Annotated in this window: 21 protein-coding genes; 17 read left to right on the plus strand and 4 right to left on the minus strand. The window is 36.9% G+C overall.

Translation table 11 applies throughout. The features are described from left to right. Positions 1-103: 103 nt before the first annotated feature. From gyrB to dnaA, 4 genes are read right to left on the minus strand one after another with little or no spacing between them, the layout of a single operon-like run. On the minus strand, positions 104-2,548 hold the full coding sequence (gene gyrB, locus H4J67_RS14715; RefSeq protein WP_182175903.1) for a DNA topoisomerase (ATP-hydrolyzing) subunit B: 2,445 nt from the start codon (positions 2,546-2,548) through the stop codon (positions 104-106). Between the two features lie 10 nt (positions 2,549-2,558). After that, positions 2,559-3,647, minus strand: coding sequence for a DNA replication/repair protein RecF (recF, locus tag H4J67_RS14720; RefSeq protein WP_182175904.1), 1,089 nt, complete (start codon positions 3,645-3,647; stop codon positions 2,559-2,561). Then, positions 3,647-4,750 (minus strand): DNA polymerase III subunit beta, encoded by a 1,104-nt coding sequence (gene dnaN / locus H4J67_RS14725; protein WP_070375294.1) that lies wholly within the window; start codon positions 4,748-4,750, stop codon positions 3,647-3,649. The genes recF and dnaN overlap by 1 nt, the downstream gene beginning before the upstream one ends. 42 nt (positions 4,751-4,792) lie before the next feature. Continuing rightward, the gene (gene dnaA, locus H4J67_RS14730) at positions 4,793-6,148 is read right to left on the minus strand and encodes a chromosomal replication initiator protein DnaA (RefSeq protein WP_070375295.1); all 1,356 of its coding nucleotides are present in this window, start codon (positions 6,146-6,148) and stop codon (positions 4,793-4,795) included. Positions 6,149-6,624: 476 nt separating this feature from the next. On the opposite strand from dnaA, the gene rpmH reads away from it, so the two are divergent. From rpmH to atpG, 17 genes are all read left to right on the plus strand, one after another. After that, on the plus strand, positions 6,625-6,759 hold the full coding sequence (gene rpmH / locus H4J67_RS14735; RefSeq protein WP_070375296.1) for a 50S ribosomal protein L34: 135 nt from the start codon (positions 6,625-6,627) through the stop codon (positions 6,757-6,759). A 40-nt stretch (positions 6,760-6,799) separates the two neighbouring features. Further along, positions 6,800-7,156 carry a ribonuclease P protein component gene (gene rnpA, locus H4J67_RS14740; RefSeq protein ID WP_070375297.1) on the plus strand — a complete coding sequence of 119 codons (357 nt, stop codon included), beginning with the start codon at positions 6,800-6,802 and terminating at the stop codon, positions 7,154-7,156. After that, positions 7,123-7,371 carry a membrane protein insertion efficiency factor YidD gene (yidD, locus tag H4J67_RS14745; RefSeq protein ID WP_182175905.1) on the plus strand — a complete coding sequence of 83 codons (249 nt, stop codon included), beginning with the start codon at positions 7,123-7,125 and terminating at the stop codon, positions 7,369-7,371. Before rnpA ends, yidD begins: the two co-directional genes overlap by 34 nt. 6 nt (positions 7,372-7,377) lie before the next feature. Next, complete coding sequence (yidC, locus tag H4J67_RS14750) at positions 7,378-9,012, plus strand: membrane protein insertase YidC (protein ID WP_182204152.1); 1,635 nt, start codon at positions 7,378-7,380, stop codon at positions 9,010-9,012. A gap of 101 nt (positions 9,013-9,113) precedes the next feature. Further along, positions 9,114-10,490 (plus strand): tRNA uridine-5-carboxymethylaminomethyl(34) synthesis GTPase MnmE, encoded by a 1,377-nt coding sequence (mnmE, locus tag H4J67_RS14755; RefSeq protein WP_070375300.1) that lies wholly within the window; start codon positions 9,114-9,116, stop codon positions 10,488-10,490. A 39-nt stretch (positions 10,491-10,529) separates the two neighbouring features. After that, positions 10,530-10,973, plus strand: coding sequence for a flavodoxin domain-containing protein (locus H4J67_RS14760; RefSeq protein ID WP_182204154.1), 444 nt, complete (start codon positions 10,530-10,532; stop codon positions 10,971-10,973). Between the two features lie 436 nt (positions 10,974-11,409). Next, positions 11,410-13,299: a tRNA uridine-5-carboxymethylaminomethyl(34) synthesis enzyme MnmG gene (mnmG, locus tag H4J67_RS14765; protein WP_182204156.1), complete on the plus strand. Its 1,890-nt coding sequence runs from the start codon at positions 11,410-11,412 to the stop codon at positions 13,297-13,299. A 26-nt stretch (positions 13,300-13,325) separates the two neighbouring features. Next, positions 13,326-13,958, plus strand: a complete 633-nt coding sequence (gene rsmG, locus H4J67_RS14770; protein ID WP_182204157.1) for a 16S rRNA (guanine(527)-N(7))-methyltransferase RsmG — start codon at positions 13,326-13,328, stop codon at positions 13,956-13,958. Positions 13,959-13,979: 21 nt separating this feature from the next. Further along, a complete protein-coding gene (locus H4J67_RS14775) occupies positions 13,980-14,777 on the plus strand; it encodes a ParA family protein (protein ID WP_070375304.1) in 798 nt (265 codons plus the stop codon). A gap of 27 nt (positions 14,778-14,804) precedes the next feature. Continuing rightward, complete coding sequence (locus H4J67_RS14780) at positions 14,805-15,689, plus strand: ParB/RepB/Spo0J family partition protein (protein ID WP_070375305.1); 885 nt, start codon at positions 14,805-14,807, stop codon at positions 15,687-15,689. Positions 15,690-16,012: 323 nt separating this feature from the next. Further along, on the plus strand, positions 16,013-16,408 hold the full coding sequence (locus H4J67_RS14785; protein ID WP_310740631.1) for an ATP synthase subunit I: 396 nt from the start codon (positions 16,013-16,015) through the stop codon (positions 16,406-16,408). Between the two features lie 47 nt (positions 16,409-16,455). Beyond that, on the plus strand, positions 16,456-17,310 hold the full coding sequence (gene atpB, locus H4J67_RS14790) for a F0F1 ATP synthase subunit A (RefSeq protein ID WP_182175911.1): 855 nt from the start codon (positions 16,456-16,458) through the stop codon (positions 17,308-17,310). 72 nt (positions 17,311-17,382) lie between these two features. After that, on the plus strand, positions 17,383-17,610 hold the full coding sequence (gene atpE, locus H4J67_RS14795) for a F0F1 ATP synthase subunit C (RefSeq protein ID WP_086745850.1): 228 nt from the start codon (positions 17,383-17,385) through the stop codon (positions 17,608-17,610). Positions 17,611-17,650: 40 nt separating this feature from the next. Next, positions 17,651-18,121, plus strand: coding sequence for a F0F1 ATP synthase subunit B (atpF, locus tag H4J67_RS14800; protein WP_070375308.1), 471 nt, complete (start codon positions 17,651-17,653; stop codon positions 18,119-18,121). Positions 18,122-18,135: 14 nt separating this feature from the next. Next, positions 18,136-18,669 carry a F0F1 ATP synthase subunit delta gene (atpH, locus tag H4J67_RS14805; RefSeq protein WP_070375309.1) on the plus strand — a complete coding sequence of 178 codons (534 nt, stop codon included), beginning with the start codon at positions 18,136-18,138 and terminating at the stop codon, positions 18,667-18,669. A 16-nt stretch (positions 18,670-18,685) separates the two neighbouring features. Next, positions 18,686-20,227 carry a F0F1 ATP synthase subunit alpha gene (atpA, locus tag H4J67_RS14810; protein ID WP_070375310.1) on the plus strand — a complete coding sequence of 514 codons (1,542 nt, stop codon included), beginning with the start codon at positions 18,686-18,688 and terminating at the stop codon, positions 20,225-20,227. A gap of 27 nt (positions 20,228-20,254) precedes the next feature. Continuing rightward, complete coding sequence (gene atpG / locus H4J67_RS14815; RefSeq protein WP_182175912.1) at positions 20,255-21,115, plus strand: F0F1 ATP synthase subunit gamma; 861 nt, start codon at positions 20,255-20,257, stop codon at positions 21,113-21,115. Positions 21,116-21,138: the final 23 nt, after the last annotated feature.

Below are 21,138 nucleotides of genomic sequence, written 5' to 3' on the forward strand. Positions count from 1 at the left end.
TTTACTCAGTAATCAATTTACTTTAGCTATTACCGTATTGCAGAATGTTAAAATGCCCAGATTTGATGTCCGGGCATTTATAATTTTAAAATAACGCGCTTAACTATATATCTAAGTTAGCTACGTTTAACGCATTCGCTTCAATGAAGTTTCTACGTGGTTCAACATGATCACCCATTAATGTAGTGAACAATAGATCCGCGGCAATAGCGTCTTCAATGGTAACTTGTAACATACGACGAGTTTCAGGATCCATGGTGGTTTCCCATAACTGGCTTGGGTTCATTTCACCCAATCCTTTATAACGTTGTATATACTGACCACGTTTTGATTCAGCCATTAACCATGTTAGTGCGTCTTCAAAAGTAGTAACCGTTTTAATTTTTTCACCACGTTTAACATAACCACCTTCTTCAATGAGACCATTGATAGCAGTATTTAAACCAAAAATAGTTTCAAATTCTTTTGAATGAATGAATTCATAACCACAATCATAAATATGATCAATACCATGTTGGCGAACGTTGAAACTTGGATAATAGATATTTCTTTCTTGGTCATGCTTAATATCTGCAGAATAGATAGAACCATTACCATCTTGTTCGTCTAATTGTGCGACTAAGTCACCAACCCATGCTTCTACTAACGCTTTATCATGGAAATCAGTTTTAACAATTTCTCTGCTGTAGATCATTTTTTCTAATATATCAGCAGGTATTTGACGTGAAACACGCTTAATAATGTCGTGCGTTTTACGATACTGTTTTACTAACTGTTCTAAAGCTAAGCCGGAAATAGCTGGTGCTGATTCATTAACATAAATCTCGGCACTATCTAGAGCTAACGTTGTTAAGTACTCTGTTAAGCCGTCATCATCTTTAATATAACGCTCTTGCTTACCTTTTTTCACTTTATAAAGTGGTGGTTGAGCAATAAAGATATGACCACGTTCCATTATTTCTGGCATTTGACGATAGAAAAACGTTAGTAATAATGTACGTATGTGAGAACCATCGACATCGGCATCGGTCATAATGATGATACTGTGATAACGAAGTTTCTCTGGATTATATTCATCACGACCAATACCACAACCTAAGGCGGTGATTAATGTTCCAACTTCTTGTGATGAAATCATTTTATCAAAGCGTGCTTTTTCAACGTTAAGAATTTTACCTTTCAACGGTAATATTGCTTGGTTTCTACGATTTCGCCCCTGCTTGGCAGAGCCGCCAGCAGAGTCTCCTTCGACAATATATAGTTCAGAAAGAGCAGGATCTTTTTCCTGACAATCCGCTAATTTACCCGGTAAGCCAGCAATATCTAATGCACCTTTACGGCGCGTCATTTCACGGGCTTTACGAGCAGCTTCTCGCGCTCTAGCTGCATCAACTATCTTCATGATAATAGTACGAGCAACAGAAGGTTTTTCTAAAAGGTATTCACCAAGTTTTTCGCCCATCGCTTGTTCAACAGCCGTTTTTACTTCTGAAGATACCAATTTATCTTTGGTCTGCGATGAGAACTTAGGATCAGGTACTTTAACCGAGATTACCGCAGTTAGTCCTTCACGAGCGTCATCACCCGAAGCACTTGTTTCTGTGCTACCACCTTTCTTTGTTTTATTAAGGCCTTCTTTAACCATGTAACTATTTAGTGTACGTGTTAAAGCAGTACGGAAACCGCTTAAGTGAGTACCACCATCACGTTGAGGAATATTATTAGTAAAACAATGAATACTTTCTTGGAAACCATCATTCCATTGCATAGCAACTTCAACAATAATGCCGTCTTCACGCGCTAAATCAAAATAGAATATTTCTTCATTGACGGGTGTTTTATTGGTATTAAGGTAATCGACGAAAGCTTGAATACCACCATCAAATTTAAAATGGTCTTCTTTACCTTTTTCACGTTCATCAATTAATCGAATTGAAATACCAGAGTTTAAGAAAGATAACTCACGGATACGTTTAACTAATAAGTCATAGTGGAATAAAATATCTGTGAAGGTCTTTTCACTTGGCCAAAAACGTACTTCAGTACCGGTTTTATCACTAACACCAACTTCAGCTAAAGGCGCTTCAGCAACACCTTCGTGATATATCTGCTCAAATAATTTACCTGCTCGGCGAATATTCAGTTTTAGCTTACTACTTAAAGCATTTACTACAGAAATACCAACACCATGAAGACCACCTGAAACTTTATAGCCAGAGTCTTCACCACCGAATTTACCACCTGCATGAAGTACTGTCATGATAACTTCAGCAGCAGAAATACCTTCTTCAGGGTGAATGTCAGTTGGAATACCACGACCATCATCTCTAACCGATACAGAGCCGTCTATGTGTATTTTAACAACAATTTCAGTACAATGACCTGCTAAGGCTTCATCGATAGAATTATCTAAAACTTCAAATACCATATGATGCAAGCCACTGCCATCATCCGTGTCACCAATGTACATTCCTGGTCTTTTACGTACAGCATCAAGTCCTTTTAGAACTTTGATACTGTCTGAGCCGTATTCATTTTCTACTGTCATAGCGTATAGCCTATTTACCTATTGCTGAGATTTGTCCATGTTTCACGTGAAACATCTTATAATTATTATCAGTAGGAACCAAAGGTTCTACTGCGATTTTATCAATTGCCGTGATGATAACTTGGCAGTCTAATTTATTTATCGCGTTGTTTAATAAGGTTCTAGAATTTAAGTCTAGTTCCGCACCAACATCGTCAATTAATAAAATTGGTTTTACTCGCTTAACTTTTTCTATTAACTTAGCTTGCGCGAAAGTTAACGCCAGTAAAAACAACTTTTGTTGGCCACGTGATAACTGATTGTCGATCACCACATTACCCGTTAAAAATTTCACATCAAACTTTTGTGCGCCGTATAAACTAAAGCCTGCTTTTTTTTCTCTCTCTCTATTTTGTAATAACACATCACTCAATGTTTTTTTACTATTCCAACCTTGACTATAAGATATTGATATACCTTCAGCTAAACTAGGCAACATCAACTCTAACCAAGGTTGAAGCTCAAGAGAAAGTTCCTTAATATATTCGTCACGTAATTTTGCAACCCTTACCGATGCCTCGCAGAATACTTGGCTCCAATAATCTAAGGTATCAACATCAGCCCTATTACGTAAACAAGCATTTCTTTGTTTTAGTATTCTTGAAAATTCTTTCCAACAATCTGAAAATGAATGTTTCACGTGAAACAATCCTAAATCAATGAAACGTCTTCTTTGTTTCGGTCCACCAAAAAATAATTTAAAACTTTCTGGTGTAATAACTTGTACCGCAATATTTATTGCTAATTGAGAAAGCTGTCTATGCTTTTCTCCAGCAATTTTAATTTCTGTTAAGCCGGTAGCAAAATCTTTGGCAACACCTAACTGTAATCCTTTATCGTCTTTAGCACTAACAATGAATTTACTTTTATTGTGAGTGACTAAATTTTCAACTTGCGACGTTCTAAAAGACTTACCATGACCCAAGTAAAAAATAGCTTCAAGTAAACTGCTTTTACCACTGCCGTTATCACCGATAATAAAATTTATATTATCGTTTAATTCAATGGTATCTGCTGCTAAATTTCTAAAATCATAAGCGGTAAGTTTTTCTATACTCATTAAAGTCGCATTGGCATAACAACATAAATAGCTTCGTTGCTTTCAGCACCTTCAATAACTACACTACTATTTGCATCTGCTAAAGTAAATTTAACCTCAGGCTCTTTTATTGCGTTTAGAACATCTAGAACATAATTTACGTTGAAACCTATTTCAACTTCCTCGTAAGGAAAATCAATTTCTAATATTTCTTCGGCTTGTTCTTGTTCAGGATTATTAGCGGTAATTTTTAATTCGTGCTTAGAAAAGTTAAGACGAACACCTTTAAATTTATCATTAGATAAAATAGAAGCGCGTGATAATAGTTGTCGTAAATTTTCTTTACTGGTGTTGAGTACTTTATCACCATTACGCGGTAAAACACGACGGTAGTCAGGAAAACGACCATCGACTAATTTACTGGTAAATGAAAAGCCACTATCAATAATGCGAATATGATTTGAGCCTAAAAAGACTTGAACGTTTTCTTCGACTGGGTCAAGTAAACGAATAATTTCTAAGATACCTTTGCGAGGCACAATAACTTGTCTAGACGGCAGTGTTAATTCATTAGACGAAATTTTACATATCGCTAAACGGTGACCGTCAGTAGCTACAGAGCGAATTTCGTTGCCTTCTGTCTCAATAGACATACCGTTAAGGTAGTACCTAACATCTTGATTTGCCATAGAAAAATGAGTGCTTTCTATTAATCGAAGCAAGTCAGATTTAAATATTTGAAATTCAACATCACCTTTCCACTCTTCTATATTAGGAAAGTCAGCAGCAGGTAGCGTTGCTAAAGAATATTTACTTCTGCCGGTACTGATAATGATTGCTTCATTATTCGATTCAAAAGATAACATTGAATCTTCGGGTAAACTTTTACAGATATCGAGAAGCTTGCGGGCGGGAATAGTAATTTTTCCGTCCTCGCCTTGGTTATCTATTTGCGTACTAGATACCATTTCAAGTTCTAAATCAGTGGCTGTTAACGTAAGTGACTGCCCACTTATATCTAAAAGAATATTACCAAGGATAGGTAATGTACTTTTACGTTCTACGGCACCAGAAACCAATAAAAGTGGTTTCAGTAATAATTCCCTATTTAATGAAAACTTCATTTATCTACCTATCTTTTTATGTACTTATTATTATAACGAAAGCTATGACGAAAGTGTTCTAGTTAAATTAGAATAATCTTCCTTAATATCATGCGACTCTTCGCGTAACGCTTTAACTTTTCGACATGCATGGAGAACAGTCGTATGATCTCGCCCACCGTAGGCATCTCCTATCTCAGGTAAACTATGATTAGTTAACTCTTTAGATAATGCCATTGCAATTTGTCTAGGTCTAGCAACAGATCTATTTCTACGTTTTGAAAGTAAATCGGCAACTTTAATTTTATAATATTCTGCAACAGTTCGTTGGATATTATCGATAGTAACTAACTTGTCTTGTAAGGCAAGCAAATCTCGTAATGCTTCGCGGACAAAATCAATAGTAATTGGCCGACCAGTAAAATTAGCATTAGCAATAACGCGATTCAATGCCCCTTCTAACTCACGAACATTAGAACGTAAACGTTTAGCTATAAAAAACGCAACTTCGTCAGCCAAATTAATATGACTTTCTTGAGCTTTACGCTTAAGAATGGCGACGCGTGTTTCTAGCTCAGGTGGTTCTATTGCTATCGTTAATCCCCAACCGAAACGAGATTTAAGTCTGTCTTCAACATCGACTTCTTTAGGATAACGGTCGCTGGTTAAAATAATTTGTTGATTACCTTCAAGCAAAGCATTAAAAGTATGGAAAAATTCTTCTTGGGTACGATCTTTACCGGCAAAGAATTGAATATCATCTATCAGTAATGCATCGACACTACGGTAGTAATGCTTAAATTTTTCCATCGCATTATTTTGTAAAGCGCGCACCATGTCTTGAACAAAACGTTCAGAGTGCATGTAGGCGATCTTTGCATTGGGTTTATTCAGTAAAATACCATTACCAACAGCGTGTAATAAATGAGTTTTACCTAAACCTGTACCGCCATAAATAAATAAAGGATTGTAAGCAGAACCAGGATTATCAGCAACTTGAGAAGCGGCAGCACGTGCTAATTGGTTAGACTTACCTTCAACGAAATTGTCAAAGGTATATTTAACTCTAACATTGGTCGTTTTAGGTAAGTTACTTTGTGGCTCTTCTCGTTTTTTATTCGAGGTAACAAGTTGAGGAATAGTATTAATAATATTCTGAGAGCTACTTTGGTTTGGAATACTGCCAACATCAAACCTAAGTAAAGGAGGATTTGTACTTTCTTGCAAAGTGACCAATTCATTTATACGACTTACATACTTATCTCGAACCCAATCAAGTACAAAACGATTAGGTGCATATAAAGTCATGATATTGTCGGCAACAACACACTGTAATGGACGTATCCACATACTAAATTGCTGTGCAGGCAATTCTTCTTGTAGAACTGAAAGGCATCGCTGCCAAAGTGAATGATCCAACCAAATGCTCCTGAAATTACGCTATCTTTTGTTAAATCATCTTTTAGCTAATATGACAAATAAAAACAAAAGTCGGTAAATATGGTATTTTGTAATGTGTCTATTATCACCATAGTTATCCACAACATCAATATTGACTTTTAAATAGTTGCCCTTTTAGAGAAAATAAATAAAAAAAATCACACATAAGCAATTAAAACGGTATTCTTAGACTAATTTACTGCTAAAATATCATTTACATATTATTTAGCTATTAGTGAAAATTGCTTATATTTTTATGAAAATTAATTGATCAAATGTTATAAAACTGTGGATATAAATAATTACCCTAAAGATCTATTAGGATCTTTTTAAAATAGATTACTATAAACATTGACAACACCTGCTACAAACTATAAAATTCGGCCTCTTTTTTTAGAACCAGTGTGCTCAATACGGCTGTTTGCCAGGGCAACAACAACAGACGGATGAGCGTAATGAAAAGAACATTTCAACCTAGTGTATTAAAGCGTAAACGCAACCACGGTTTCCGTGCACGTATGGCTACAAAAAACGGTCGTGCAGTAATTTCACGTCGTCGTGCGAAAGGCCGTAAAAGCCTTAGCGCATAATCTCTTCTTTAATCTTTAATTAAGAGATATTTTAACCATCATGGTTAATTATGAATTTAATCGGGAGTCACGCTTGTTGACTCCCGGTCACTTTCAATCTGTATTTTCTAAACCTCTTCGTTTCGGCTCTAGCCACATAACCATTCTTGTTAGTCCAAATATTGATGAACGTAATCGTTTAGGCCTAGCTATTGCTAAAAAACGCGTTAAATTAGCTGTTCAGCGAAATCGTATTAAACGTCAAATCAGAGAAAGCTTTCGACTCAATCAGCACGACTTACCTAACATCGATATGGTTGTAATGGTAAAGTCTGGTACTGATCAGTTAGAAAATGCCGAAATAAGAAAACAATTAGAAAAAATATGGCGAAAGATAATTCAGCGGCACAACAGCTAGCCATAGCTCTTGTAAAAGCTTACCAGCGCTGGCTTAGTCCACTACTGGGTAATAACTGCCGATTCCATCCAACTTGCTCTTTTTATGCTATTGAAGCGATAAATCGCTTCGGTGTGATAAAAGGTTGTTGGTTAGCAGCCAAACGTATACTAAAATGCCACCCATTAAACGCGGGTGGATTAGATCCCGTGCCACCATCAAAAGAAGAGAAATAATAAATTATGGAATCTCAACGCAGTTTTCTTTTTATTGCGCTTATGGTTGTTACTTATTTGCTATTCACTGAATACCAAAAAGATAATGCACCCGTAGTAGCACAAACAACAATGACTCAAACATCTGATCAAATTGCTACAGGCAATGGAGATTATGTTCCTGAATCATCAAGCTCAGCAATGCCAATGTCAGCGCCTACTAGAGCAAAAGAACAAGTCATTACAATTAATACTGACGTGTTAGTAGTAAAGATTGCGACTAGCGGTGGTGATATCGTTGATGCAAAATTAGTCAAATTTAATACAGAACAAGGAAACGACATTCCTTTTACCGTTTTGCAAAACGGTAGCCGTAAATACATCGCACAAAGTGGTTTAATAGGCGCGCAAGGCATAGATAAAGTGTCCGGACGTCCTATTTACCAAACGAGTAGCAAAAACTACCAGTTAGAAGGCGATGATCCATTAGTGGTAGATTTGAAATATACGACGAATGGCTTAGATGTCATTAAGCGTTTTACTTTTACTAAATCAAGCTACAGCGTTAATGTTGAATACATAATGAACAATACTTCAACAACAACGGCTAGTGTGCAAATGTATGCACAATTAAAACAATCGACGGTAGTAGAAAGTGGCAGTTCATTAATGCCTACGTATCGTGGAGCTGCGTATTCGACCACCGAAGAACGTTATGAAAAATATGATTTTGATGATATTAAAGAAGCAAAATTAAACGTAACAACAGCAGGTGGCTGGATTGCTATGCTAGAGCATTATTTTGTTTCTGCCTGGGTACCAAGCCAAACGGCAGACAACCAAATATATACTAGCTACTCAGCAAACAATGAAGCTGTTATAGGTTTTAAATCTCCGCCAATAATGATCGAACCAAACAACCAATCAATCACTTCAGCAATATTTTATGTTGGACCTAAAGATCAATACGTACTTGACGAAATAGCACCTCACTTGGGCTTAACAATAGATTACGGTTTTTTATGGATGATCAGTAAACCCTTGTTTTGGTTGTTGTTACAAATACAGTCGTTAGTAAGTAACTGGGGTATTGCAATTATTGTTATTACTTTAGTGGTTAAAGGGGCAATGTATCCGTTAACCAAAGCGCAATACACCTCAATGGCTAAAATGCGTGAACTTGCACCTAAAATGGCACAGTTAAAAGAACGCTTTGGTGATGACCGTCAAAAAATGTCACAAGCTACTATGGAAATGTACAAGAAAGAAAAAGTAAACCCAGCGGGTGGTTGTTTACCTATGATCATTCAAATGCCAATATTCTTGGCATTATATTGGGTATTTTTAGAAAGTGTTGAACTACGACATGCACCGTTCTTTTTCTGGATAGAGGATCTTTCAACAATGGATCCTTACTTTGTATTGCCAGTATTCATGGGTGTAAGTATGTTCGTGATGCAAAAAATGCAACCTATGACGATACAAGATCCGATGCAACAGAAAATAATGCAATACATGCCAGTGGCATTCTCTGTATTTATGGCTTGGTTCCCATCAGGTTTAGTACTTTACTGGTTTGTCAGTAACATGATTTCAATTGCTCAAATGAAAATTATTTTCAGTGGTATTGAAAAAGCTAAACTAGCCAAAGCTAAAGATTAATTTCTACAGCGTAAAATTATTAAAGGCGGCCTATTAGGTCGCCTTTTTTATTTCCAGTAAAAAATGTTTATAATAGCTGAGCTATTATCTAGGAAATGATTATGACCGAAATTTTATATCAAAAAGAAACCATTGCCGCACAAGCTACTGCACCTGGTAGAGGTGGAGTGGGTATTATCAGAATATCTGGACCTGAAGTTAAGAGTGTTGCACAGGCTATTTTAGGCAAGATACCTGAAATTAGAAAAGCTGAGTATTTACCCTTTAACGATGCTAACCAGCAAACGCTCGATCAAGGCATTGCCTTATATTTTAAAGCGCCCCACTCGTTTACTGGTGAAGATGTCCTTGAATTGCAAGGACATGGTGGACCCGTTATTTTAGATATGCTGTTAAAAGAAATTTTAGCACTACCTAAAGTACGTATGGCAAAACCTGGTGAATTTAGTGAGCAGGCATTCATTAATGACAAACTAGATTTAACACAAGCTGAGGCCATCGCTGATTTAATCAACTCGAGTTCAGAGCAAGCAGCTCGTTGTGCATTACATTCACTACAGGGTGATTTTTCTAAGCTTGTTAATCAACTTGTCGAAAGTACTATTCATTTAAGAATGTATGTTGAAGCCGCAATTGATTTTCCAGAAGAAGAAATAGACTTTCTTGCTGATGAAAAAGTTGTTGGCGATCTGAAAAAAATCATAAGTCAGGTAGAAAAGGTTCAAAGCCAAGCCCATCAAGGCAGTATTATTCGTGAAGGAATGCGCGTAGTTATCGCGGGACGACCTAATGCCGGTAAATCAAGCTTGTTAAATGCATTAAGCGGACGTGAAGCGGCTATTGTCACAGATATAGCAGGAACTACGCGAGACGTCCTTACAGAGCAGATACACATCGATGGTATGCCACTGCATATTATTGATACGGCCGGCTTACGTGAAAGTAACGATCAAGTAGAACAAATTGGTATTGAGCGCGCTTGGCAGGAAATAAATCAAGCCGATAGAGTGCTTCTTATGGTCGATGCTTGTGATGATAATAATGATGATCCGCAGAAATTATGGCCAGAATTTTTTGCCAAACTTCCCAAAAATATTGGTTTAAGCATTATTAAAAACAAAGCAGATATTAAGGGTATAGCGACCGGCTTATCAGCGACTAATGACATTCCTACGGTAACTTTATCGGCAAAAAATGGTGATGGCATAGCAGAGCTCAAAGACCATTTAAAAAGTATTATGGGCTATCAAGGCAGTACTGAAGGGGGATTTATGGCAAGGAGACGACATTTAGCCGCATTAGAACAAGCTCACCATCATTTAATTATCGGTTTAGAACAGCTTGAATCTTATGTCGCAGGAGAAATTCTCGCTGAAGAGCTACGTTTATGTCAGATAGAACTCAATAAAATAACCGGTGAATTTACCAATGACGACCTACTAACAGAAATATTTTCGTCTTTTTGTATTGGAAAATAACGCTAAATACCACTTAAAACTTAAGATAAAAGGAACCAAATGAGCTCATTTCAAATCATTGTTGGCAGTATGTTAGGTGGATCTGAGTATGTTGCTGAGGCCTGTGAAGAGACATTATTGGCACTAAATCACCAAACAACTCTGCACTTGCAGCCCGATTTTGAACAAATAATAGCCGATAATCAAACTTGGCTAATTTGTACATCGACACATGGTGCTGGAGACTTTCCTGACAACATTCAAAAATTTGTTGAAGATCTTAAAAATAGCACTATAGATCTATCCCCAGTTAAATTTATGATCATAGGTTTGGGTGATTCAAATTATGATACCTTTTGTAAAGCCGCTAAAGATTTTCAAAAGTTATTTTTATCAAGGGGTTGCAAAGAAATAGTCGTGATCAAAACCTTAGATATGAGTGAGGAAATAGATCCAGAGGATCTTGCTCAACGATGGTTGGAAAATAATAAAGATCTTTTATAAAGATCTTACTCATAAGTTATCAACAAAACTGTCCCCTACAATAACCATCTGTGGATAAGTCTGGGTAAAAGCTATTAATTTCTTATTATTATTCAGTGTATAGAATTCTAATTTATTTAGCTTGTGGATAACTAGCCATTTTGATCATAGGTTTAAAACCCTTTGATCAAAGTTTGATCACAGTGTTATGATCGTACTAATGAACTGTTATCTATAAGGAAAAAGGACTTATCAACAGAAAATGGCTTTACTAATAAGTAATAGTAATAAGATCTCTTTAAAGATCTTATATATTATAAGAAGGATCACACTCAGATCTTTTTAATCATTTGATCATTCCCCTCATCGCAAAAAAGCGCTAAAATACGTTCCCTAATTTTTGAATAACAAATTATTCATAAAATATTTTTTAACGATTAATCAAGGCCTGAAATTTATGTGGTACCAAGAATCTTATGACGTAATCGTAGTGGGTGGTGGTCATGCCGGAACTGAAGCATGTCTTGCAGCAGCACGTATGGGTTGTAAAACATTATTGTTAACGCATAACATCGACACTTTGGGTCAAATGTCATGTAATCCAGCCATCGGTGGAATTGGCAAAGGACATCTTGTAAAAGAAATTGATGCCTTAGGCGGATTAATGGCAACGGCTACAGACCATGCTGCGATTCAATTTAGAACATTAAATGCCAGTAAAGGCCCTGCCGTTCGTGCTACACGAGCACAGGCTGATCGAATTTTATATCGTTCGTATGTTAGAAATCATTTAGAAAATCAAGAAAATCTTACTATTTTTCAACAACCTTGTGACGATCTAATTCTAGAAAATAATAGAATTGTTGGTGTATCTACACAAATGGGATTGAAATTTAAGGCGAAATCCGTTGTTTTAACCGTTGGCACATTTTTAGCTGGACAAATTCATATCGGTTTAAATAATTATGAAGGTGGCCGAGCAGGAGATCCTGCAAGTGTAAATTTAGCAAAAAACCTACGTGATATGCCATTTCGAATGGATCGTTTAAAAACAGGGACTCCACCTCGATTAGATGCACGCAGCTTAGATTTTTCTAAAATGGAGCAACAACCAGGCGATGATCCTCGACCAGTATTTTCATTTATGGGATCAAGAGATGATCATCCAGCTCAAGTACCTTGTTACATTACCCATACCAACAGTAATACCCATGATATTATTAGAAATGGTCTCGATAGATCGCCAATGTACACTGGCGTTATTGAAGGCGTTGGACCAAGATATTGTCCTTCAATAGAAGATAAAATAACTCGCTTTGCAGATAAAGATTCGCATCAAATATTTGTTGAACCTGAAGGGTTAACAACCCATGAAATATATCCTAACGGTATATCAACAAGTTTGCCTTTCGATGTTCAAATGGCATTAGTACGTTCAATCAAAGGTTTTGAAAACGCTCATATCACTCGACCGGGCTACGCTATTGAATATGATTACTTTGATCCTCGTGATTTGAAACAAACCCTTGAAAGTAAATTTGTTGAAAATTTATATTTTGCTGGACAAATTAACGGTACTACAGGTTATGAAGAAGCTGGAGCTCAAGGGCTATTAGCGGCGACAAATGCTGCAGCTCGAGTACAAGGAAAAGAAGAACTTATTTTAGGCCGCGATGAAGCTTACATGGGTGTATTGGTTGACGACTTAGCGACGCTAGGCACTAAAGAACCTTACCGTATGTTTACTTCACGTGCTGAATACCGATTATTGTTACGCGAAGATAACGCTGATATCAGATTAACTGAAAAAGGTTATAAACTGGGCTTAGTTGATGAAGCTCGCTGGAAAGCCTTTAACGAAAAAATAGAGATGGTTGAATTAGAACGTCAGCGCTTAAAAACAACCTGGATCCAAAAAGATCACTCTGGCGTAGAGCAAATCAATGAGCTACTTAAAGCTGATATCAGTCGAGAAAATAGTTTAGAAGATCTGATCAGACGCCCTGAAGTTCGTTACGATGATTTAATGAAAATAGAAGGTTTAGGACCGGCAATTACTAATAAACAAGCTGCAGAGCAAGTTGAAATTCAAATTAAATATGCAGGTTATATTGATAGACAACTTGATGAAATATCAAAAAAGAAACGACACGAAAATACACTGATCCCACTAGATTTTGATTTCACCCAAATATCGGGTTTATCAAATGAAGTTGTGGCAAAATTAAGTGACTCTCGACCTGAAACGATTGGTAAAGCATCACGTATATCAGGTATTACACCAGCAGCCATATCGTTATTATTGGTTTATCTTAAAAAGCATGGTTTGTTACGTAAGATTGCCTAATTAAAATTATTAAAACGCGAAAAAAAATGACACTTAAAACTGAACTAACATTACTGATTGATAAAAGCGAATTAACACTCAATGAAGCACAAATAGATTTATTAATTCAATATGTTGAATTGTTAAATAAATGGAATAAGGCTTATAACCTAACATCTGTCCGTAATACCAGTGATATGTTGGTTAAACATATAATGGATAGCCTAATGGTAGGCAAAGAGTTAAAAGGTCAATCATTTATTGATGTAGGCACAGGACCAGGTTTACCAGGTATACCGCTAGCTATTTTATACCCTGAAAGAAATTTTGTTTTATTGGACAGTTTAGGCAAAAGAATCACTTTCTTACGACAAGTGGTTTTTCAACTAAAACTCAAAAATGTCACACCTGTGTTATCAAGGGTTGAAAAATATCAACCTGATGAACTCTTTGATGGTGTGTTAAGTCGAGCATTTGCATCACTTGAAGATATGGTCAATTGGTGTCAACATCTCATTGCGGATGAAACGGGGCGATTTTATGCACTAAAAGGTCAATTTCCCCGCGAAGAAATAGAACAATTACCAGAACATATAAAGTTTGTAGACAGTAGCGAAATAATCGTGCCTAATTTACAAGGCGAACGCCATGTTATTAAACTAAAAAAAATAATAATATAATAAAATACTTTCGAGGTCATTGTGGGAAAAATCATTGCGGTTGCTAACCAAAAAGGTGGGGTTGGTAAAACAACAACATCTGTTAATTTAGCTGCCTCACTAGCAGCAACCAAACGAAAAATATTATTAATTGATTTAGACCCTCAAGGCAATGCCACTATGGGCAGTGGAATCGATAAGTATGAAGTGCACGCAACATGCTATGAATTACTTGTCGAACAAAAGTCTTTCGAAGAAGTTGTATGTCGTGAAACGTCAGGTTTATATGATTTAATTGCCGCTAACACTGATGTTACTGCCGCTGAAATCAAATTAATGCAGGTGTATTCTCGAGAACATCGTCTAAAGAATGCCTTAGCCCCTATTCGCGATCAATATGATTATATTATAATTGACTGCCCTCCTTCATTGAATATGCTGACAGTGAACGCCATGACTGCTGCTGATTCTGTGTTGGTGCCTATGCAATGTGAATACTATGCATTAGAAGGCTTAACAGCGCTTATGGACACAGTTTCGCAATTAACATCGGTAGTGAATGCTGACTTACATATAGAAGGCATTTTGCGAACGATGTACGACCCTCGTAACCGATTAGCTAATGATGTATCAGAACAATTGAAACGTCATTTTGGTGATAAAGTTTACCGAACCGTTATTCCACGTAATGTCCGTTTAGCTGAAGCACCTAGTTTTGGCTCACCAGTAATGTATTACGATAAATCATCAACCGGTGCAAAAGCGTATTTAGCACTTGCCGGTGAAATACTACGTAAAGCAGAACAAAAAAAACAAAAACCTGAAAAAACAATTGATTAATTATTTAGATAAACCCGAAGGAAAATTATGAGTCCAGCAAAACGTAGAGGCCTAGGTCGTGGCCTTGATGCATTATTAACATCAAATAAAGAAACTGATGATGCGACTCAACGTAATTTATCTTCTAATCAAGACAGTGAATTACAATATTTACCCATAGAGCAATTACAACAGGGTAAATATCAACCTCGTAAAGATATGTCTGCTGAGGCTTTAGAAGATTTATCAAATTCTATTCTTTCTCAAGGAATTATACAGCCCATTGTTGTTCGAAATATTAGTGAAAACAATTATGAAATAATTGCTGGCGAGCGTCGATGGCGAGCCGCGCAATTAGCTAAAATGGACAAAGTTCCTTGTTTAATTAAAAATGTACCCGATGAAGCGGCAATCGCTATTGCCTTAATTGAAAATATTCAGCGTGAAGATCTCAATGCCATGGAAGAAGCTATTGCATTAGAGCGTTTATTAACAGAATTTGAGTTAACGCACCAAGAAGTAGCCAATGCGGTGGGTAAATCTAGAACGACTGTTTCTAATCTTCTGCGTTTAAATAATCTCAATGAAGACGTTAAGACATTGCTAGAACATGGTGATATCGAAATGGGACATGCACGTGCGTTACTAGCATTAGAAAAAGACATTCAAAGTAATGCGGCTAGAACTGTTGTTGCTAAAGATTTAACCGTGCGTGAAACAGAAGCGTTAATTAAAAAGATTCAAGCACCAGAAAAGATCATTGAAGAAAAAGAAAAAGACCCAGATACTAAAAGTCTAGAGCAAAATTTATCAGAAAGGTTTGGTTCGCAGGTGACAATAGCTCATAACAAAAAAGGTAAAGGAAAGTTGGTTATCTCCTACAGCGACCTATCTGAGCTTGATAGTATTATTTCTCGCTTCAACTCTTATTAATCTACGGACATATTATATTTAAAGTAGTTAAGCGGTAATAATGCAAAATATTCTTTATGACCCATTAACCACTATAAAAAATAAGTTTTATTTAACTATTTTATCATTCGTTATGTCATTCAAAGGTAACGTTTTCATTTTAGATTAAGGCTTTCTAAATTTAGTGTTAAATTTAGTGTTAAATTTAGTACATATTGGGGCAATGAGCGCCCTATTTTGTTGCATTAGTGCTGTAATTAAGTATACTTGCGACGACTTTTTTAAAGTTAAAGTTTTAACTTTAAAAAATACTATGACTACGAAGCATTACGTTGGAGACCGCAGTGGCGAAAGGTTATCAAAATTTATTAACTACGCCTGGTCGAAAATTAGCGTCGAGACAAATCGGTATAATGACAAAATTGATCGTTATATGCGCTGTAATAACATATTTCAATTGGGGACTATTATACGCTTACTCTTTACTTGTAGGTGGAATAGTGGTGATAGTTCCTAATATTATTTTCGCTTATAAAGCATTTAAGTATGCAGGTGCAAGTGCCTCAAGAAAGGTTATGGAATCTTTCTATAGTGGCGTAAAATTAAAAATGCTATATACCGCGTTATTATTCGCGCTAGTATTTAAATTTTTAGTGATTTCACCCCTAATATTTTTAAGCACATATTGTGTGGTGGTGTTTTTAACATTACTGCTGCCAGTTTTTTTAACGGAACGTTAATTAACTGGCGATGAAGATTTATAAACTTTAACTTTTGGGATAATAAAATGGCAGAAGAAGTCACCTTATCAAGCCATATCCAACACCATTTAACTAATGCAAAAATGTGTACAACCGATACTGGTTTAGCATTTAATAAAGCATGTAGTGACAGTGGGTTTTGGACATGGCATATAGATACACTAGCATGGTCAATTGGCCTAGGTATGTTGTTTTTGTGGACTTTTCGCAAAGCTGCTAAAGGAGCTACTGTAGGTGTTCCTGATAAATTTCAATGTTTTATTGAAATGGTTGTCGAGTTTGTTGGTGACAACGTTAATAAAACGTTCCAAGGAAAAAGTACATTAATTGCACCATTAGCCTTAACGATATTTGTTTGGGTCTTTTTAATGAACTTAATGGACTTAATTCCAGTTGATTTCTTACCTGCATTTGCTGGTTTTGTCGGTGAAACTGCTTTCGGTATGGACAGTCATGATGTCTACATGAAAGTTGTACCAACAACAGATATTAATTTAACAGCTGCACTAGCACTTGGTGTTTTTTTATTGATGATATTTTATTCAATAAAAATAAAAGGTCTTGGCGGCTTTGTTAAAGAATTAACCTTGCATCCGTTCAACACCAAAAACAAGTTAGCGATGGTATTTTTGATCCCTTGTAATTTATTACTTGAGACCATTGCTCTTGTTGCTAAGCCATTTTCATTAGCACTACGTTTGTTTGGTAACTTATATGCCGGTGAATTAATATTCATCTTAATTGGCGCTGTTGGTTTGATGCAGCTTCCATTGCACTTTGTCTGGGCTGTATTCCATATATTAGTTATCGTATTGCAAGCATTCGTCTTTATGATGCTAACAATCGTTTACTTAAGTATGGCGAGTTCTGATAATCATTAATTTTTAACCTTTAACTTTAACTTTAACTTTACAATTAAAACTTTGGAGAAAAAAATGGAACAAATATTAACAATGCCTGAAGCGATTAAGTTTATCGCAGTTGCTTTACTAATCGGATTTGGTGCTATTGGTACTGCAATTGGCTTTGGTAACATGGGTGGTAAATTCTTGGAAGCGTGTGCACGTCAACCAGAACTAGCTCCTTCACTACAAGTGAAAATGTTTATTTTAGCTGGTTTAATCGATGCCGTTGCTATGATCGGTGTTGGTATCGCGATGGTATTATTGTTTGTACTTTAATTTCATTATTTGAACAGCTTACTATTAAGGAGGAGCGGTTGTGAATTTAAACGCCACTCTAATTGGTGAATTAATAGCATTCGTTGTTTTTGTTTGGTTCTGCATGAAATATGTATGGCCACCATTGAACGATGCTATTGAAGCTCGCCAGAAAAAGATCGCTGATGGACTTGCTGCTTCAGACCGTGCTGCAAATGATCTTGAGCTTGCTCAAGAAAAAGCTACTGCTCAACTTAGAGAAGCTAAGTCACAAGCTGCCGAAATTATTGAAGCAGCGAAAAAACGTGAAACGCAAATAGTTGAAGAAGCTGCAGTAAAAGCTCAAGCTGAGAAAGAAAAAATCTTAGCTACAGGTCACACAGAAATCGAAACTGAACGTAACCGTGTTAAAGAAGAATTGCGCAAACAATTTGCTATTCTTGCTGTAGCCGGTGCCGAGAAGATTCTTGAACGTTCTATTGATGCCGCCACACATAGTGACATCTTAGATAAATTCGTCGCTGAACTTTAAGAGGGAATAGAGCTATGTCTGAATTGACAACTGTCGCTCGTCCTTACGCTAAAGCAGCGTTCGATTTTGCTGTTGAAGCAAAGGCTATTGATAGCTGGTTATCACAGCTAACCTTTGCTGCTGAAGTTGCCAAAGATGAAACCATTAAAGGGGTTCTTTCTGGTGGTGCTTCAGTCGAGCAGGCACAAGCACTTTTTTTAAGTGTTTGTGGCGAGCAAATAGACAGTCAAGGCCAAAATTTCTTGAAAATAATGGCAGAAAACGAACGCTTGTTGGTGCTACCACATGTTTTGACGCAATTTTTAGCACTTAAAGCTGAATTTGAGCAAGAAGTTACTGTGGATGTAACCTCAGCTGTAGAAATTACAGCAGAGCAAAAAACAACACTTAGCGCCGCGCTTGTAAAGCGTCTGGCTCGAAAAGTTAAGCTTAATTGTATTGTCGATGCGACTATTATTTCAGGTTTAATTATTAAAGCTGATGACATGGTAATTGATGGCTCTATACAAGGTAAATTGAGCCGTTTAGCAACAATTTTACAATCCTAGAATAAGGGAAAAGAGCATGCAACTGAATTCCACTGAAATCGCCGAACTGATCAAAAATCGTATTGAACAGTTTGACGTTGTCAGCGAAGCTCGCAACGAAGGTACTATCGTTTCTGTAACTGACGGTATTATTCGTATACATGGCCTTGCAGATGTAATGCAAGGTGAAATGATCGAACTTCCTGGTAGCCGTTTTGCTATCGCGTTAAACCTTGACCGTGATTCGGTCGGTGCGGTAGTTATGGGTCCATACGCTGACTTAGCTGAAGGCGTAAAAGTTAAAAGTACTGGTCGTATTTTAGAAGTACCAGTAGGTCGTGGTTTATTAGGTCGAGTGGTTAACACTTTGGGTGAGCCCATTGACGGTAAAGGACCTATTGAAAATGATGGTTTTTCTCCTGTTGAAGTTTTAGCACCAGGTGTTATCGAACGTAAATCTGTTGATCAACCTGTACAAACAGGTATTAAATCAATTGATTCAATGATTCCAATTGGCCGTGGCCAACGCGAACTTATCATTGGTGACCGTCAAATCGGTAAGTCTGCCATCGCTTTAGATGCCATTATTAACCAGAAAGATACCGGTATTAAGTGTGTATACGTAGCAATAGGCCAAAAGGCTTCTACAGTTGCTAACTTAGTACGTTCTTTAGAAGAGCACGGCGCGTTAGATAATACTATCGTTGTTGTTGCTGGTGCTTCTGAAGCTGCCGCACTACAGTACTTGTCAGCATATTCTGGCTGTACTATGGGTGAATACTTCCGAGATCGTGGTGAAGATGCATTAATCGTATATGATGATTTGTCAAAACAAGCTGTTGCTTACCGTCAAATTTCATTACTTTTACGTCGTCCACCAGGTCGTGAAGCTTACCCAGGTGACGTTTTCTATCTTCATAGTCGTCTACTTGAACGTGCTGCTCGTGTAAACGAAGCATACGTAGAAAAGTTCACCAATGGTGCAGTTAAAGGTAAAACGGGTTCATTAACGGCTTTACCTATCATTGAAACGCAAGCGGGTGATGTATCTGCTTTCGTACCAACTAACGTAATATCAATTACTGATGGTCAGATTTTCTTAGAGTCTAACCTATTTAACTCAGGTATTCGTCCTGCTGTTAACGCCGGTATTTCTGTTTCTCGTGTTGGTGGTGCTGCGCAAACTAAGATCATCAAGAAGTTAGGTGGTGGTATACGTTTAGCCTTAGCACAATATGCTGAATTAGCTGCATTTGCTCAATTTGCTTCAGATTTAGATGACGCGACTCGTGCTCAATTAGAGCATGGACAACGTGTTACTGAACTGATGAAGCAAAAGCAATACAGTCCATTGTCAATTGCTGAAACAGCCGTATCGTTATTTGCCGCAGAAAAAGGTTACTTGAACGATGTTGAAATCGCTAAAGTGGTTGATTTTGAAGATGCATTACGCACTTACGTAAACAATGATCACGCTGAGTTGATGGCTACTATCAATGAAAAAGGCGACTATAACAAAGATATTGAGTCTGGTTTAGCAAAAGCAATTGAAGCTTTTAAAGCTACTCAAACTTGGTAATTTAGTTCACCTTTTTGGAGAATAGTCATGGCTGGTGGTAAAGAGATTAAATCAAAGATTGGAAGTGTAAAGAATACACAGAAGATCACCAGCGCAATGGAAATGGTTGCAGCTAGTAAAATGCGCAAAGCGCAAGATAACATGGCTGCATCTCGTCCATACGCTGAGAATATGCGAGATGTGATCGGTCGCGTCGCACTTGGTAATTTAGAATTTCGTCATCCATATATGGTTGAACGTGAAGTCAAGCGTGTAGGTTATATCGTTGTCTCAACAGACCGTGGTTTGTGTGGTGGTTTAAATATTAATTTATTTAAAAAGGTACTTGTTGATGCGGGTACACACCAAACAGCGGGCGCCGATGTTGAATTTGCCATAGTGGGTTCTAAAGCTACGTCATTTTTTAACAATATTGGTGCTAAAATAGTGTCGCAGAAGTCTGGATTAGGTGACAATCCTTCACTAACTGATTTAATTGGTAGTGTTAAGGTGATGTTGAATGCCTATGATAGTGGTGAGATAGATAGATTGTTCATTGTATATAACAAGTTTGTTAATACCATGACGCAAAATCCAACAATCGATCAACTTCTACCTTTGCCTAAATCAGATGATGACGCATTTAAGCATAGCTGGGATTATTTATACGAACCTGATGCTCAAGTTTTACTTGAAAAACTGCTCGTTCGTTATACGGAATCGCAAGTATATCAAGGTGTGGTTGAAAATCTCGCCTGTGAACAAGCTGCTCGTATGGTTGCAATGAAAGCTGCAACAGATAATGCGGGTGACTTAATTGATGATTTACAATTGGTATATAACAAAGCGCGTCAAGCAAGTATTACTCAAGAATTGGGTGAAATCTGTGCTGGTGCAGCAGCGGTATAAACAAAAGTTCTTTGTTTATTTTA

The sequence above is a fragment of the Colwellia sp. BRX10-4 genome, from assembly GCF_014077465.1.
Taxonomy (GTDB): domain Bacteria; phylum Pseudomonadota; class Gammaproteobacteria; order Enterobacterales; family Alteromonadaceae; genus Colwellia_A.